At 72.6% G+C, this 12,800-nt stretch carries 14 protein-coding genes and 1 pseudogene; 7 read left to right on the top strand and 8 right to left on the bottom strand.

Going from position 1 to position 12,800, the window contains the following annotated elements; translation table 11 throughout:
• From FV230_RS16390 to FV230_RS16380, 3 genes and pseudogenes are all read right to left on the bottom strand, one after another.
• Nucleotides 1-560, bottom strand: a pseudogene (locus FV230_RS16390) (glycosyltransferase); the annotation flags it as partial.
• On the bottom strand, nt 557-1,642 hold the full coding sequence (locus tag FV230_RS16385; protein ID WP_147843159.1) for a glycosyltransferase: 1,086 nt from the start codon (nt 1,640-1,642) through the stop codon (nt 557-559). The pseudogene FV230_RS16390 and the gene FV230_RS16385, both read right to left, overlap by 4 nt.
• A gap of 2 nt (nt 1,643-1,644) precedes the next feature.
• Nucleotides 1,645-2,748, bottom strand: coding sequence for a glycosyltransferase family 4 protein (locus tag FV230_RS16380; protein ID WP_147843158.1), 1,104 nt, complete (start codon nt 2,746-2,748; stop codon nt 1,645-1,647).
• A 287-nt stretch (nt 2,749-3,035) separates the two neighbouring features.
• Between FV230_RS16380 and FV230_RS16375 the strand changes: the two genes are divergently transcribed.
• Nucleotides 3,036-3,749, top strand: coding sequence for a cytochrome b/b6 domain-containing protein (locus FV230_RS16375; RefSeq protein WP_147843157.1), 714 nt, complete (start codon nt 3,036-3,038; stop codon nt 3,747-3,749).
• Nucleotides 3,746-4,492, top strand: coding sequence for a molybdopterin-dependent oxidoreductase (locus FV230_RS16370; protein ID WP_147843156.1), 747 nt, complete (start codon nt 3,746-3,748; stop codon nt 4,490-4,492). Before FV230_RS16375 ends, FV230_RS16370 begins: the two co-directional genes overlap by 4 nt.
• Nucleotides 4,493-4,502: 10 nt before the next feature.
• Here the strand turns inward: FV230_RS16370 and FV230_RS16365 are convergent, their stop codons facing one another.
• Nucleotides 4,503-5,849, bottom strand: a complete 1,347-nt coding sequence (locus FV230_RS16365) for a sorbosone dehydrogenase family protein (RefSeq protein ID WP_147843155.1) — start codon at nt 5,847-5,849, stop codon at nt 4,503-4,505.
• Nucleotides 5,850-6,079: 230 nt separating this feature from the next.
• Here FV230_RS16365 and FV230_RS16360 point away from each other — a divergent pair, with 230 nt between their 5' ends.
• The 3 genes from FV230_RS16360 (at nt 6,080) to FV230_RS16350 (ending at nt 8,604) form a co-directional block, all read left to right on the top strand.
• A complete protein-coding gene (locus FV230_RS16360) occupies nt 6,080-7,054 on the top strand; it encodes a threo-3-hydroxy-L-aspartate ammonia-lyase (protein WP_147843154.1) in 975 nt (324 codons plus the stop codon).
• Between the two features lie 5 nt (nt 7,055-7,059).
• Entirely contained in the window at nt 7,060-7,803 is a 744-nt protein-coding gene (locus tag FV230_RS16355) for a trypsin-like serine protease (protein WP_147843153.1), read from the top strand.
• Nucleotides 7,804-7,929: 126 nt separating this feature from the next.
• Nucleotides 7,930-8,604, top strand: a complete 675-nt coding sequence (locus tag FV230_RS16350; RefSeq protein WP_246694884.1) for a cell wall hydrolase — start codon at nt 7,930-7,932, stop codon at nt 8,602-8,604.
• Nucleotides 8,605-8,623: 19 nt separating this feature from the next.
• On the opposite strand, the gene FV230_RS16345 is transcribed toward FV230_RS16350, so the two are convergent.
• Together FV230_RS16345 and FV230_RS16340 are read right to left on the bottom strand one after the other, a co-directional pair.
• Nucleotides 8,624-8,863 carry a hypothetical protein gene (locus tag FV230_RS16345; protein ID WP_147843151.1) on the bottom strand — a complete coding sequence of 80 codons (240 nt, stop codon included), beginning with the start codon at nt 8,861-8,863 and terminating at the stop codon, nt 8,624-8,626.
• 117 nt (nt 8,864-8,980) lie between these two features.
• A complete protein-coding gene (locus tag FV230_RS16340; protein ID WP_147728943.1) occupies nt 8,981-9,490 on the bottom strand; it encodes a PRC-barrel domain-containing protein in 510 nt (169 codons plus the stop codon).
• A gap of 246 nt (nt 9,491-9,736) precedes the next feature.
• Between FV230_RS16340 and lipA the strand changes: the two genes are divergently transcribed.
• Complete coding sequence (lipA, locus tag FV230_RS16335; RefSeq protein WP_147843150.1) at nt 9,737-10,732, top strand: lipoyl synthase; 996 nt, start codon at nt 9,737-9,739, stop codon at nt 10,730-10,732.
• Between the two features lie 6 nt (nt 10,733-10,738).
• Nucleotides 10,739-11,197, top strand: coding sequence for a type II toxin-antitoxin system RatA family toxin (locus FV230_RS16330; RefSeq protein ID WP_147843149.1), 459 nt, complete (start codon nt 10,739-10,741; stop codon nt 11,195-11,197).
• 115 nt (nt 11,198-11,312) lie between these two features.
• On the opposite strand, the gene FV230_RS16325 is transcribed toward FV230_RS16330, so the two are convergent.
• The gene (locus FV230_RS16325) at nt 11,313-12,518 is read right to left on the bottom strand and encodes an FAD-dependent oxidoreductase (RefSeq protein WP_147843148.1); all 1,206 of its coding nucleotides are present in this window, start codon (nt 12,516-12,518) and stop codon (nt 11,313-11,315) included.
• 69 nt (nt 12,519-12,587) lie between these two features.
• The coding region (locus tag FV230_RS16320; RefSeq protein ID WP_187275522.1) for a CinA family protein at nt 12,588-12,800 on the bottom strand (213 nt) is incomplete at its 5' end.

The following is a 12,800-nucleotide window of genomic DNA, read 5'->3' as shown; positions in this document are numbered from 1 at the left end:
GGGCCGGGGCGGGCGGTCGCGCCGAGGAAGCCGGCGTAATGGGTCCTGTCGCGCACCCAGGCCGGGACGGACGCGCCGTCGAGGGTGCGCGGGAACGGTGCGATCAGGCGCTCGGCGCTGCGGAAGGCCTCGAGATGGGGCGGATCGGTCCGGGTGCCGGCGAGCCGCACCATCAGCACCGGCACCGACATCAGGCGCGCGAACAGCGCGACCTCGACCGAGACGTCGACCACGATCAGGGCGGGGTCCTCCCGCGCGATCCAGGCCGCGATCGCCGCCATGCGGTCGCGCAGGCCCGCCAGCCCGAGGGGCGCGTAGTGAAAGGCCTCGGGGCGCGTCGCCGCCCCGTCACGGCCGTCGAAAGCGGCCTCGGGCGAACGGGCCTCGGGCAAGCGGTCGTCGGGCAGGTCGAGGACGCTGCCCGGCGCCGCGTCGCGATCGAGGCCGGCCAGCGTGCCGATCAGGGTGCAGGGCCGGTCGAGGTGCCGGGCGATCGCGCAGGCGCGCTGCCAATGGCCGGCGCCCTGATGGTGGACGTAGTAGCCGACCGGCCGCTTCACGCGGCCGCGCTCGGGCGGAGGATCGTGTCGAAGGCGGCGAGGGCTGCGTCGAGTTCCATCTCCGGAGCCGGTCCGTCGGCGGCCTCGCACAGCGGGCCCGCCCGCTCGACGAAGGCGATGTCGTTGACGCAGGCATCCGGGCTGATGGATGCGAGGTCCGCGGCGGTGAGGCCGAACGCCGCGAGGGCGGCAAGGCGCTTGGGTCCGGCCGTGCCGCGGAAGACGCTGCGCAGCGCCGCGCGCCGCGCGATCACGGCTTCCCAGTGGCTCGGTGCGGGCAGGCGGTAGGGGAGGCCGGCGCGGGCGGTGACGGCGCGCCGGACCATCTCGGTGGCCATGCCGCCCTGCGCCCGGCCGGCGGCGCGGTCGGAGACCATCACCGACACCTCGGGACAGTGGCGCAGGCGTCCGCCGGCCTCGCGGACGCGGGCGACGAGGGCGTTGTCCTCGCCGCGCGGCAGGGCCGGCAGGCCGCCGACGCTGCGATACAGCGCGGCGCGCAGCGCGAGGCTCGCGCCGGTATGGTCGCCGTGACGGGGGGCGGGATCGTGCGGCGGCGCATCGAGCGCGTCCTCGATCCGGCGGACGGCGGCCCAGTAGCGCTCGATCCGGTCATGCAGGTCGGCGAGCGCCGGATCGCTCTCTTGTTCCGGGTCGATCACGAGACGGCCGCCGACGATCTCGGCGCCCTCCAGCGCCCGGAGGTTGGCGGCGAGCCAGGTCCGCGGCACCCGCGCGTCGGCGTCGGTGGTGAGCAGGATGCCGTCGGGATGCCCGTCGGCGTCGAGCCAGGCGGCGCCGGCATCGAGCGCCATCCGCCGCGCGGTGCCGACATGGGCCTCCGCCGGCTCGAGATGCGCCTCGATCACCCGGATCGCGAGCGCGGGCGCCTCGCCCGCCGCCTCCATCGCGCGCACGGCGGCGACCGTGCCGTCGGTGCAGTTGTTGGCCACGATCAGGACGCGCAGGGGCGTCCCGGCCGAGAGGCCGTCCTGAGCGGCCAGCGAGCGGAGGAGGCGCGGCAGGCAGCGCACCTCGTCGCGGGCGGGCACGCAGACGACCGCCTGTTCGGACGGGCGCATGGTCAGGCCTGCGCGCCGGCGACGCGGCGCAGGCGCGGCACCGGCAGCAGCGAGAGGTCGTGCGCGGCGAGCGCCGCGTCGTAGAGCGCCTCGTAGCCGGCGGTCATCGCGTCGGCGTCGAACAGGTCCTCGGCACGCTGCCGGCAGGCGCGGCGGTCGAGGGCGACGGCGCGGACGATCGCGTCCGACAGGCTCGCGACGTCGTCGGGCGCCGCCAGCGCGCCGCAGGTGGCGTCGAGGATGTCGGGGAGCGCGCCGCGGCGGAAGCCGGCGACCGGCGTGCCGCAGGCCAGCGCCTCGGCGACCACCAGCCCGAACGGCTCCTCCCAGCGCGGGGTGACCAGGGCCGCCCGCGCCCCGCCGAGGTGACGCGCGAGCTCGGCATGGCCGAGATGGCCGAGATCGACGAGGTCGTCCCCGAGGCGCGGGGCGATCCACTCCGCCCAGTAGGCGGGATTGGGCCGCGGGCCGGCGAAGTGCAGCGGGAGGCCGGCGGCGCGCGCGGCGTCGATCGCCAGGTGCAGCCCCTTCTCCGGCACGATCCGGCCGGACCAGAACACGTAGGGCACCGGGTCCGGCGCCGGGCGGTAGACGAAGACCGTGAGCTCGACGCCGTTGCCGATGACGACCGGCTCGGCGACGATCTCGCGCCACGCGTCGGCCGTGTGGTTCGAGACGGCGGCGAACGGCATGCCGGCGGGAGCGGCGCGCACGCCCGCCTCAAGCGAGTCGAACGGGGGCGTGTGAAGCGCCGTCACCATCGGCACCGCGAGGTCCCGGCTTCGGCGCAGCGGCAGGTCGTGAAGACTGTTGTTGTGCACGATGTCGAAGTCGCCGGCCCGCACCATCTCCATGATCCGCGCATAGGCCGCGTTCTCGGCGCGATCGATGGACGCATGACGCAGTGGATCGCCGAGCCCGTCACCGGTCGGCGGGCAGACGCAGACCGGCGCAAGTGTCGGATCCGATCCCTCCGAGGCGAACAACGTCACGTCGTGCCCGCGTCGCATCAGGGCGCCGGCGAGGAGATGCGTGTGCATCTCCAGACCGCCCGGATACGGCTGCGCGATGGGGAACTTCAGGTGGGCGATGAGAGCGATCTTCACGGAAGCTCGTTTTCCAGCGACGGAGGCCGTGGTCGCACATCGCATATCCTGTCTGTGTGCAGGATGAACGGATGCAACATTGCTGATTCACCGACCATCCCGGAAGCCGAGGATGACCGCAACGGTTCCCGCGTCGACGCAAGGTGCTGGGGACAGCGGGCCGCCATCGTATACGCCCGGGCGGCACGGGTCTCGCGCCGCCGGGGCCGCGGCGGACTTTCACATTGGATCGATCGAGGGGCCGTGCGATCCTGCGCTATGATGCAGGACCATCCGATCGGCGCACGATGACGGGACGCGAGGACGGCCGGATCCGCCATCCCGCCTGGGTGCGGGCGACGCACTGGATCAACGCCGCCGCGTTCGTCGTGCTCGCGGTCAGCGGCACGGCGATCCTGCTGGCGCTGCCGCGGCTGTTCTGGGGCGAGACGGGCGCGCTCGATGCCCCGGCATGGATCGCCCTGCCGCTGCCGGTGAACCTCGAGCAGACCGGCTGGGGCCGCAACATCCACTTCCTCGCCGCCTGGATCTTCGTCCTCAACGGGCTGCTCTATCTCGCCTGGAGCCTCGCGACGCGCCACCTGTCCCGCCGGCTGCTGCCGGATGCGGATCAGGTCCGCCCGGCGCACATCGCCGGCACGGTGCGCGAGCACCTGCACCTGCGCGGCCCGGGGCCGACGCAGACCCGCTACAACGTGCTGCAGAAGCTCGCCTACCTGGCGGTCGTCCTGGTGCTGTCGCCGCTGATGCTGCTCACCGGCCTGACGATGTCGCCCGGGGTCACGACGGCGATCCCCGAGCTGTTCGACCTGTTCGGCGGACGGCAGTCGGCCCGGACCCTGCACTTCCTGTGCGCGTCCCTGCTGGTGGCGTTCCTCGCCGTGCATGTCTGGCAGGTCCTGGCCAACGGCCCGGCGGCGCTGATGCGCGGGATGACCATCGGGCGCCGGGCGCCGGCCGCGGAACCCGCGCGGCGGCACGAGCGCGAGGCGAAGCGATGAGCGGCATCTCCCGGCGCAAGCTGATCCTCGGCGCCTCGGCTCTCGGCGGCACCGGGCTGCTCGCCGGCTGCGAGAGGATCGGGGAGGGCGGCCCGAGCCGCGGCGGCCTCTACGGGATCAGCGAGCGCCTGAGCTTCACCGTGCAGCACTTCCTGCTGCGCCATCAGCCGCTGGTGCGCGAGTTCTCCCCGGACGCGATCTCGGCGGTCTTCCCGACGATCAACACCACCGACCCCGACGACGTTGCCTACCGCCGCTCGAAGGAGATCGGCTTCTCGGACTGGCGCCTGCCGGTGCGCGGGCTGGTGGCGAACCCGGCCGCATTCTCGCTCGCCGACCTGAAGGCGATGCCCGCCCGCACCCAGATCACGCTACATTCCTGCGAGCAGGGCTGGTCGGCGATCGGCGGATGGACCGGGGTTCCGCTGGCCCACGTCCTGGCCGTCGCCGGCCTGAAGCCGGAAGCGCGCTTCATCGTGATCCGCACCGTCGACGGCTGGTGGGACACCTACGACCTGTTCGACGCGCTGCACCCGCAGACGATCCTCGCCTACAGCATGAACGGCGGCGCGCTGCCGATCGCGCACGGCGCGCCGGTGCGGCTCCGGGTCGAGCGGCAGCTCGGCTACAAGTCGCTGAAGTACCTCGCCTCGATCGAGGCCGTCGATCGCGTGGACGGCCTCGGCCAGGGCCGCGGCAGCATGGTCTCCGAACTCGGCTTCAGCTGGTACGCGGGGATCTGAGGCGTCCGCCTCACTGCGAGGCGGCCGCCCCCGTCACCCGCCAGACCGCGTTGCCGACGTCGTCCGAGACGAGCAGCGCCCCGGTCTTGTCGAAGGCCACGTCCACGGGGCGCCCCTGCGCCTTCTCGTCGGCGTCGAGGAAGCCGGCCAGCACGTCCACCGGCTTGCCCGCGGGCCGGCCGTCGGCGAACGGCACGTAGATCACCTTGTAGCCGCTCTTCGGACGACGGTTCCACGAGCCGTGCTGGGCGACGAACAGGCCGCTGGTCCAGGCCGGGGGCAGGTTCGCGCCCCGCGAGAACGCGATGCCGAGCGAGGCCGTGTGGGGACCGAGGGCGTAGTCCGGCACGATCGCCTTGGCGACGAGGTCCGGGCGCTGCGGGGTGACGCGCTCGTCGACGTGCGGGCCGTAATAGCTGTAGGGCCAGCCGTAGAACCCGCCCTCCTTCACCGCGGTGACGTAGTCCGGCACGAGGTCGCTGCCGATCTCGTCGCGCTCGTTGACCGCGGCCCAGAGCGCGCCGGTCTCGGGCTCGAAGCCCAACCCGTTCGGGTTGCGCAGGCCGGTGGCGTATTCGCGGAAGGTCTTTGTCGCGATCGTGTATTCCCAGATCGCGGCGCGGCCCTTCTCGGCCTCGAGCCCGTTCTCGGCCACGTTGCTGTTCGAGCCGACGGTGATGAACAGCTTGGCGCCGTCGGGGCTCGCGACCACGTTCTTGGTCCAATGGTGGTTGATCCCGGCCGGCAGGTCGACGACCTTCTCGGGCGTCGCGCCGTTCTCGGTCCCGCCGGCCTCGTAGGGCACCCGGACCAGCGCGTCGGCGTTGGCGACGTAGAGGTCGCTGCCGACCAGCGCCATGCCGAACGGCGAGGTCAGGCCCTTCAGATAGACCGTCTTCACCTCGGCGACCCCGTCCCCGTCGCCGTCGCGGAGCAGCACGATCCGGTCCGGGCTCTTCACGCCGGCGCCGGCCCGATCCATGATCTTGCCCGCGATCCAGGCCTTCACGCCGGGAAACGTGCCGTCGGAGGGCGGGGTGTTGCTCTCGGCGACGAGCACGTCGCCGTTCGGGAGGGTGTAGAGCCAGCGCGGATGGTCGAGCCCCTCGGCGAAGGCTGCGACCGAGAGGCCGGCGGCCGGCGCGGGCTTGGCGCCCTTCGCCCAGCCGGTGGCGGGCGCGATGTTGACGGTGGGCAGCGGCGTCGCGTTCGGGGCGGGCAGCGTCGGGCTCGCCCCCTGGCCGTCGGCGAGCGGGAGCGACGCGCTCTCGGGATAGACCGCGAAGCGCACGAAGGCCGCGCCGCCGAGGAGGACCACGGCCAGCGCCGCGAGCCCGAGTTTTGCCGATGTCCGCATGTCGTTCCGTGAATCCGTCGTTCGTCCGGCGGCCTGCCCCGCCGATCGGACGGGACCGGCCCTGCCGGATGATGATCGTGTCCGAGGATAAGAACCGAGCGGGCAATTGGCTCCGTTCGCACGCCGAGGGTGCCGGCGGCGCCCGGGGACGCGTATAGGACGGTGCGTGGGTCCCTCGCCGAAGGGTCGCGCTCCGGGCGCGAGCGGCGCGGGCGCCGAGCGAGCCCTCGATGACCGATGCGACCCCAGGCCAGCCGACCTTCGCCGACGTGGCGCGCGCCGCCGATCGCATCGCCGGCGTGGCCCACCGCACCCCGGTGCTCACGTCGCGCACCGCCGACGAACGCGCCGGGGCGAGCCTGTTCTTCAAGGCGGAGAACCTGCAGCGCGCCGGCGCCTTCAAGTTCCGCGGCGCCTACAACGCGATCGCGGCGCTCGCCGGCGACGCGCGGGCGCGCGGCGTCATCGCCTACTCCTCGGGCAACCACGCCCAGGCGATCGCCCTCGCGAGCCGGCTGCTGAACGTGCCGGCCACCATCGTGATGCCGCAGGACGCGCCGGCGATGAAGGTCGCGGCGACGCAAGGCTACGGCGCCGAGGTGGTGCGCTACGACCGCTACACCCAGGACCGCGTCGCCCTCGGCCGCGAACTCGCGGAGGCGCGCGGCCTCACCCTGATCCCACCCTACGACCATCCGGACGTGATCGCCGGCCAGGGAACGCTCGCCCTCGAGCTGATCGCCGAGACCGGGCCGCTCGACATGCTCGTCGTCTGCCTCGGCGGCGGCGGCATGCTGTCGGGCTGCGCCCTCGTCGCCGCCGAGCGCTCGCCCGGCTGCGCCGTGATCGGCGTCGAGCCGGAGGCCGGCAACGACGGGCAACGCTCGCTCCGCGAGGGGCGGATCGTCACGATCCCGGTGCCGCGCACCATCGCCGACGGCGCGCAGACGACGTTCCTCGGATCGCTGACCTTCCCGATCATCCGGGAGCGGGTCGCCGACATCGTGACGGTGACGGACGCCGAGCTCGTCGCCACGATGCGCTTCTTCGCCGAGCGGATGAAGCTCGTGGTCGAGCCGACCGGCTGCCTCGCGGCGGCGGCGGTGATGCACGGCCGCCTCGACGTGCGGGGCAGGCGCGTCGGCGTGGTGATCAGCGGCGGCAACATCGACCTCGCATCGTTCGCCCGGCACGTCGCGGGCTGAGGAAGGTGCGCGCCCTGGTCCTCGTCGGCGCATGCCTGTGGGCCGGCGCGGCGCGTGCGGAGGACATGGCCTTCGATGCCGAGGCATGGCCCTACAGCGCGATCGGCAAGCTCAACGTGGTGCTCGGCACCAACCGCCTCCAATCCTGCACCGCGACCTTGATCGGTCCGCGGCTCGCGCTCACCGCCGCGCACTGCCTGTGGGACGAGCCGCGCAAGCGCTGGGTCAACCCGGGCGTCGTCCACTTCGTGGCCGGGTACCGCCAGGGCGCGTATCGCGCGCACAGCTTGGCCGCCGCCTACCGCAAGCCGGACGACTATGCCTTCGCCTACGGCACCGCGCGGCCGAACATGCAGGGCGACTGGGCCCTGATCGAGCTCGCCGACCCGATCCCCGGCACGCCGCTGACGCTGGAGGATCCCGGTGCCGAAGCCGACCCGGCCGCGATCCGCCGCGAGATCCGGCGGGCGGGCTACAGCCGGCTCAAGCCCCAGCTGATGACCGCGCAGGGCGGTTGCAGCGCGTGGCGGGACCCCGGCCCGGCGCCCCTGCTGCTGCACGATTGCCGGGCGGTACCCGGCGAATCGGGCTCGGCGCTTTTGCAGGTCGAGGCGGGCGGCCCCGTGGTGATCGGCGTGCTGGTGGCGGGCAGCCGGGAGGAGGGGCGGGCTCCGTCCGTCGCCGTGCCGACCGCCGCATTCCGCGAGACCGCGGCGGCGATGCTGAAAGCGCAGGCGACGACGCGCTGACGCAACCGTCGGTTCACCATGATGCCACAAAATCCGCACCTTTCGGGCCGAGCTTGGCCGGAACGCATCGCATCGGCGAGGCAATGGGCTGGGAGGCCGGGCGGCATGCAGGGTATCGGGACGAGATTGACGGTGCCGGCCCTGTCGGTCCTCCTGCTCGGACCAAGTCTCGGCGCCTGCAACACCAGCGCGAACACCGCTCTCAGCACCGGCTCGACGCGCGGCAAGCCGATGGTGGTGTCGGATACCGAGCGCGATTGCCTCGGCCGTGCGATGTACTTCGAATCGAACCGCAGCGATTCCGAAGGCCTGCTCGCGGTCGGGACCGTGGTGATGAACCGCCTGGAGAACGCCGCCTTCCCGAACGGCGGCATCTGCTCGGTGGTCGGCCAGCCGCGGCAGTTCGCGACCGGCGTGTTGACCAAGCCGATGGCCGAGAAGGACCTGCAGAAGGTCGCCGACGCCGCCGACGCAATCCTTGCCGGCGAGCGCCATCCCAAGGTCGGCCGGGCGATGTACTTCCACACCGCCGGCCGGAAATACCCGTACGACAACATGCACTACGTGGCGGTGGCCGGCGGCAACGCCTTCTACGAGAAGCGCAAGGCCGGGAGCCAGGCCCAGACCCCGCCGCCCGCCTCGACCGCGATGGCCTACGCCGAGGCGATCCCGCCGGCAGCGACCATCGCCCCGGCCGGCCCGGCGCAGACCGAGGTCGCGGCCGCGCAGACGGTGCTGGCCGAACCCGCCCGCGACATCTGCCAGGTGGCGGGCCTCGGCGCGCGTCCGGGCGGCGGCTGAGGCGGCTCAGCCCTCCCGCTCAGCCCTCCGGCTCTTCCCTGCCGCGCGCCCGACGCGCGGCCTGCGCCATCGCGATCAGCTCGCGGGCGGTGAGGCGGTGCGCCGTGGCCGTGCCGCGGTCGGCGGTGCCGACCGGCGGCGTGCGGGCGCAGCCGCTGGTTCCGATCCGCAGGTCGCGCGAGCGCCGCGTCGCCCGCAACCGGATCGCCTTCCGCAAGGCCTCGACCATCACCGTTCCCACCGCAAATCCCGTGGACATCGCCATAGCCAAGCTTGACCGTAAGCGACATTCTTGAATGCGGATTTCCCTGCCCTAGCGCGGCCGGGATCGGCGTGGCCGACGACGCATCGCCGCCTGCCACACGCTGATGCCGCGTCAGTTCTGCGGCTTGTACTTGCTGTACTTGAAGTCCGGCGCGGCCCCGAGCTGCTCCTTGCTCATGTCGAGCGTGGCGGCGTAGCGCTCGCCGCCCGGGGACAGGATCAGCGCGGCCGGCTGCACCGCGACGTAGCGCGTGCCGACGCCGAGGAACCCGCCGATGTCGAGCACCACGGCCGTCAGGGTGCGCCCGTCCTCCATCACGAGGTCGACCACCGTGCCGAGCGCGTTGCCGGCATTGTCCGAGACCTTGATCCCGATCACGTCGGTAGTGAGGAAGCCGGCGGGGCTGAGCTTGTTGCGGCCCTCGGCATCCGCCTTCGATCCGGCGCGCTTGATCCCGACATCGGACGGGCTGCCGCCCGCGCTGGTGCCCGGGCCGGTGCCCTGCACCACCATGCCGTCGCTCTGCGCCGGCTTGTCCTCCGGGCCGACGCCGGCGAGCGCCGGGAACACGAGCGCGAGCATCACGGGTGCGGCGAGTGCGCGGCGCAGGATCCGGGTCAAGCGATCTTCCTTCCGGTGAGGGCCGTGCGGCGGCCGTTGACCCCAAGGAACCGGATCCGTCACGCCGGGTTCCGGGCGGGCGTTGCGGCGGATCGCGCGGGCCCGCCGGCCATGACGAATCCGCGTGCCCTGTCTCGGGATCGTGGGCGACCTGCGGTCGCGCCGGTTTGCGGCGCGGGGCCGGACGTCTTAAGTCGCAGGTGCTCCCCGATACCCGCACCGCGGGTGCCTCGCACGCGGTGTGTCATGGCGACCGTCCTCGATCTCCTGAAGAACGATCCGCGGCCACCGCTTCCGGCCCGCATCCGCCACCCGGAGAAGGCGCACCGGCCGGACCAGCCGGTGCAGCTGCGCAAGCCCGACTGGATCCGCGTGAAGGCGCCGGGCTCCCCGGCCTGGGCCGAGACCCGGGCGATCGTGCGCGAGCACGGCCTCGTCACGGTCTGCGAGGAGGCCGGGTGCCCCAACATCGGCGAGTGCTGGGAGAAGCGCCACGCCACCTTCATGATCATGGGCGACACCTGCACGCGGGCCTGCGCCTTCTGCAACGTGCGCACCGGCCTGCCCAACGCCCTGGATCAGCACGAGCCCGACAAGATCGCGGACTCGGTGGCCAAGCTCGGCCTGCACCACGTCGTCATCACCTCCGTGGACCGCGACGACCTCGCCGACGGCGGTGCCGAGCATTTCGCCCGCACCATCGCGGCGATCCGGCGGCTCAGCCCCGGCACCACCATCGAGATCCTGACGCCGGACTTCTTGCGCAAGGACGGCGCGCTCGAGGCGGTCGTGGCCGCCAAGCCCGACGTGTTCAACCACAACCTCGAGACGGTGCCCGGCAACTACCTCACGGTCCGCCCCGGCGCCCGCTACTTCCACTCGGTGCGCCTGCTGCAGCGGGTCAAGGAGCTCGACCCCACGATCTTCACCAAGTCCGGCATCATGGTCGGCCTCGGCGAGGAGCGGAACGAGGTCGTGCAGCTGATGGACGACCTGCGCTCGGCCGACGTCGACTTCCTCACCATCGGCCAGTACCTGCAGCCGACCAAGAAGCACCACGAGGTCGTCCGCTTCGTGCCGCCGGACGAGTTCAAGGCGTTCGAGACCACCGCCTACGCCAAGGGCTTCCTGCTGGTCTCGGCGACGCCGCTGACCCGCTCGTCGCACCATGCCGGCGAGGATTTTTCGCGGCTCCAGGCCGCCCGCAACGCGCGGCTCGCCCCCGACACCCTCTCAGCCTGAGTCGTCATGCCATCCTTCCGGATCACCCGCTGGGTGCGTCACTCGCCCCAGCAGATGTACGACCTCGTCGCCGACGTGGAGCACTATCCCGAGTTCCTGCCGCTGTGCGAATCGCTGCGCGTGCTGCGCCGCCAGCCCGGCACCGGGGAGGGGACCGAGGTGCTCGTGGCCGAGATGGGCGTCGGCTACAAGGCGATCCGCGAGCGCTTCACCACCCGGGTCGGCCTCGACCGCCCGAACCTCAAGATCACGGCCGAGTACATCGACGGCCCGTTCCGGCATCTCGAGAACCGCTGGGCGTTCAAGCCCGGCCGCGACGGCGGCTGCGACGTCGACTTCTTCATCACCTACGAGTTCAAGAGCTTCGCCCTCGGCCTGCTGATGGGCAAGATGTTCGACCGCGCCTTTCGCAAGTTCACCGACGCGTTCGAGAGCCGGGCGGACCGGGTCTACGGTAGGGCCTGAGGCCCGCCGCGCCGGCGGCATCCGGTTGGGCATACCCGAGAGAAGGCCTGCTCGGCCGTCGGGCTGCGGAGCCGGGCGCGACCGCAGACGAAGAGGACGCGCTGGATCGTGCGCCTCACCGCGGATGCTCCGGGCGGAAGCCGAGGCCGACGATCCGGGCCGGGATGCGCTGAAGCCACGGCAGGCGGTCGAGCAGCCGGAGCGCGAGCGGCGGGCTGAGGCGCGCGTCCCCGTGGTCGAGCACCGGGGCGATGATCCGATCCTGGATCAGGCGCTGGACCCGTTGCGTCAGCCGCATCGGAAGGCTCCGGCGGGCCTGGACCCGCGCGAGGTCGGCCTCGGCGAGGCGTCCGGCCCGCAACGGCCCGGCGAGCAGGTTGGCGGCGGCGACCGCATCCTGGATCGCGAGGTTGATGCCGACGCCGCCGACCGGCGACATCGCATGCGCCGCGTCGCCGATGCAGAGCAGCCCCGGACGGTGCCAGCGCTCCAGCCGGTCCACGGTCACCGTCAGCGTCCTCACCGCCTCGAAGGTCCCGATCTCGCCGGTGCGGTCGGCCAGGAACGGCGCGAGGTCGGCGATGCCGGCGCGGAACGCCGCGAGGCCGCGCGTGCGGATCGCCTCGTCGCCGCCCTTCGGCACGATTGCGGCGCATTGCCAGTAATCGCCGCGATCGATCGTGATCAGGATGCGGCCCGCCCCGAAGCGACCGGCCGCGGCCTCGGGGTCTCCGGGGCGGCGCGACAGGCGGAACCACAGCACGTCGATCGGCGCCGCGAAGTCGCGCGGCACGAAGCCGGCCCGACGTCGCATCGCGGAATGCCGGCCGTCGGCGCATAGGACGAGGTCGGCGGCGATCGCGATCGCACCGTCGGGGCCGGCGGCACGAACCCCGGCGATCCGGCCATCCGTCTCGATCAGCGACTGCCCCTCGGTCGCCATCAGCAGCCGGAAGCCGGGCAGCTTCCTCGCCTCGCGGCCGAGGAAGTCGAGGAAATCCCATTGCGGCATCAGCGCGATGAAGCGGTTCCGCGTCGCGAGCCGGCGGAAATCGGCGACGCGGAACGTCCGGCCGCCCATCACCGCCGATAACGTCTCGACCCGGCGCTGCGGCAGGGCGCGGAAGGCGTCGCCGAGGCCGAGATCGTCCATCACGGCCAGGGTCGAGGGATGGATGGTGTCGCCGCGGAAATCGCTCAGGAAGTCGTTGTGCTTCTCGAGCACCACGACCGAGACGCCCGCGCGGGCGAACAGCAGGCCCGCCATCATCCCCGCCGGTCCACCGCCGACGATGCAGATTTGTGCCGACAGGCTGTCCATGGAACCGCGCCTCCGGTTCGGCGGCGTTCGCCGCAGGACCGCTCCGATCAGGAGAACCGAGCGCCCCGATCAGGAAACGAGCGCCGCCTCCAACAGGTCCAACGCATCGACGACGGCGCGACGTCGGATCTCGGCACGGCCGAGATCGCCGTAGCGCCGCTCCAGGTGGCGGACGCCGCCGCCGGTCGCCAGACCGAAATGCACGAGGCCGACGGGCTTGCCCGGGCTGCCGCCGCCGGGGCCGGCGATCCCGGTGATCGCCACCGCCACGTCGGCCCGCGA

Source organism: Methylobacterium sp. WL6, from assembly GCF_008040095.1.
In the GTDB taxonomy this organism is placed as follows: Bacteria; Pseudomonadota; Alphaproteobacteria; order Rhizobiales; family Beijerinckiaceae; genus Methylobacterium.
The sequence above is the reverse complement of the archived record's forward strand: the minus strand, read 5'-3'. Positions and strand labels throughout refer to the sequence as shown.

Bases quoted from the DNA above. Each gene is read 5' to 3' on its own strand.
- lipA (WP_147843150.1), top strand. From the start codon at position 9,737: ATGGCGACCGTCCTCGATCTCCTGAAGAACGATCCGCGGCCACCGCTT.
- FV230_RS16385 (WP_147843159.1), bottom strand. From the start codon at position 1,642: ATGCGCCCGTCCGAACAGGCGGTCGTCTGCGTGCCCGCCCGCGACGAG.
- FV230_RS16330 (WP_147843149.1), top strand. From the start codon at position 10,739: ATGCCATCCTTCCGGATCACCCGCTGGGTGCGTCACTCGCCCCAGCAG.
- FV230_RS16325 (WP_147843148.1), bottom strand. From the start codon at position 12,518: ATGGACAGCCTGTCGGCACAAATCTGCATCGTCGGCGGTGGACCGGCG.
- FV230_RS16345 (WP_147843151.1), bottom strand. From the start codon at position 8,863: ATGTCCACGGGATTTGCGGTGGGAACGGTGATGGTCGAGGCCTTGCGG.
- FV230_RS16360 (WP_147843154.1), top strand. From the start codon at position 6,080: ATGACCGATGCGACCCCAGGCCAGCCGACCTTCGCCGACGTGGCGCGC.
- FV230_RS16365 (WP_147843155.1), bottom strand. From the start codon at position 5,849: ATGCGGACATCGGCAAAACTCGGGCTCGCGGCGCTGGCCGTGGTCCTC.
- FV230_RS16375 (WP_147843157.1), top strand. From the start codon at position 3,036: ATGACGGGACGCGAGGACGGCCGGATCCGCCATCCCGCCTGGGTGCGG.
- FV230_RS16370 (WP_147843156.1), top strand. From the start codon at position 3,746: ATGAGCGGCATCTCCCGGCGCAAGCTGATCCTCGGCGCCTCGGCTCTC.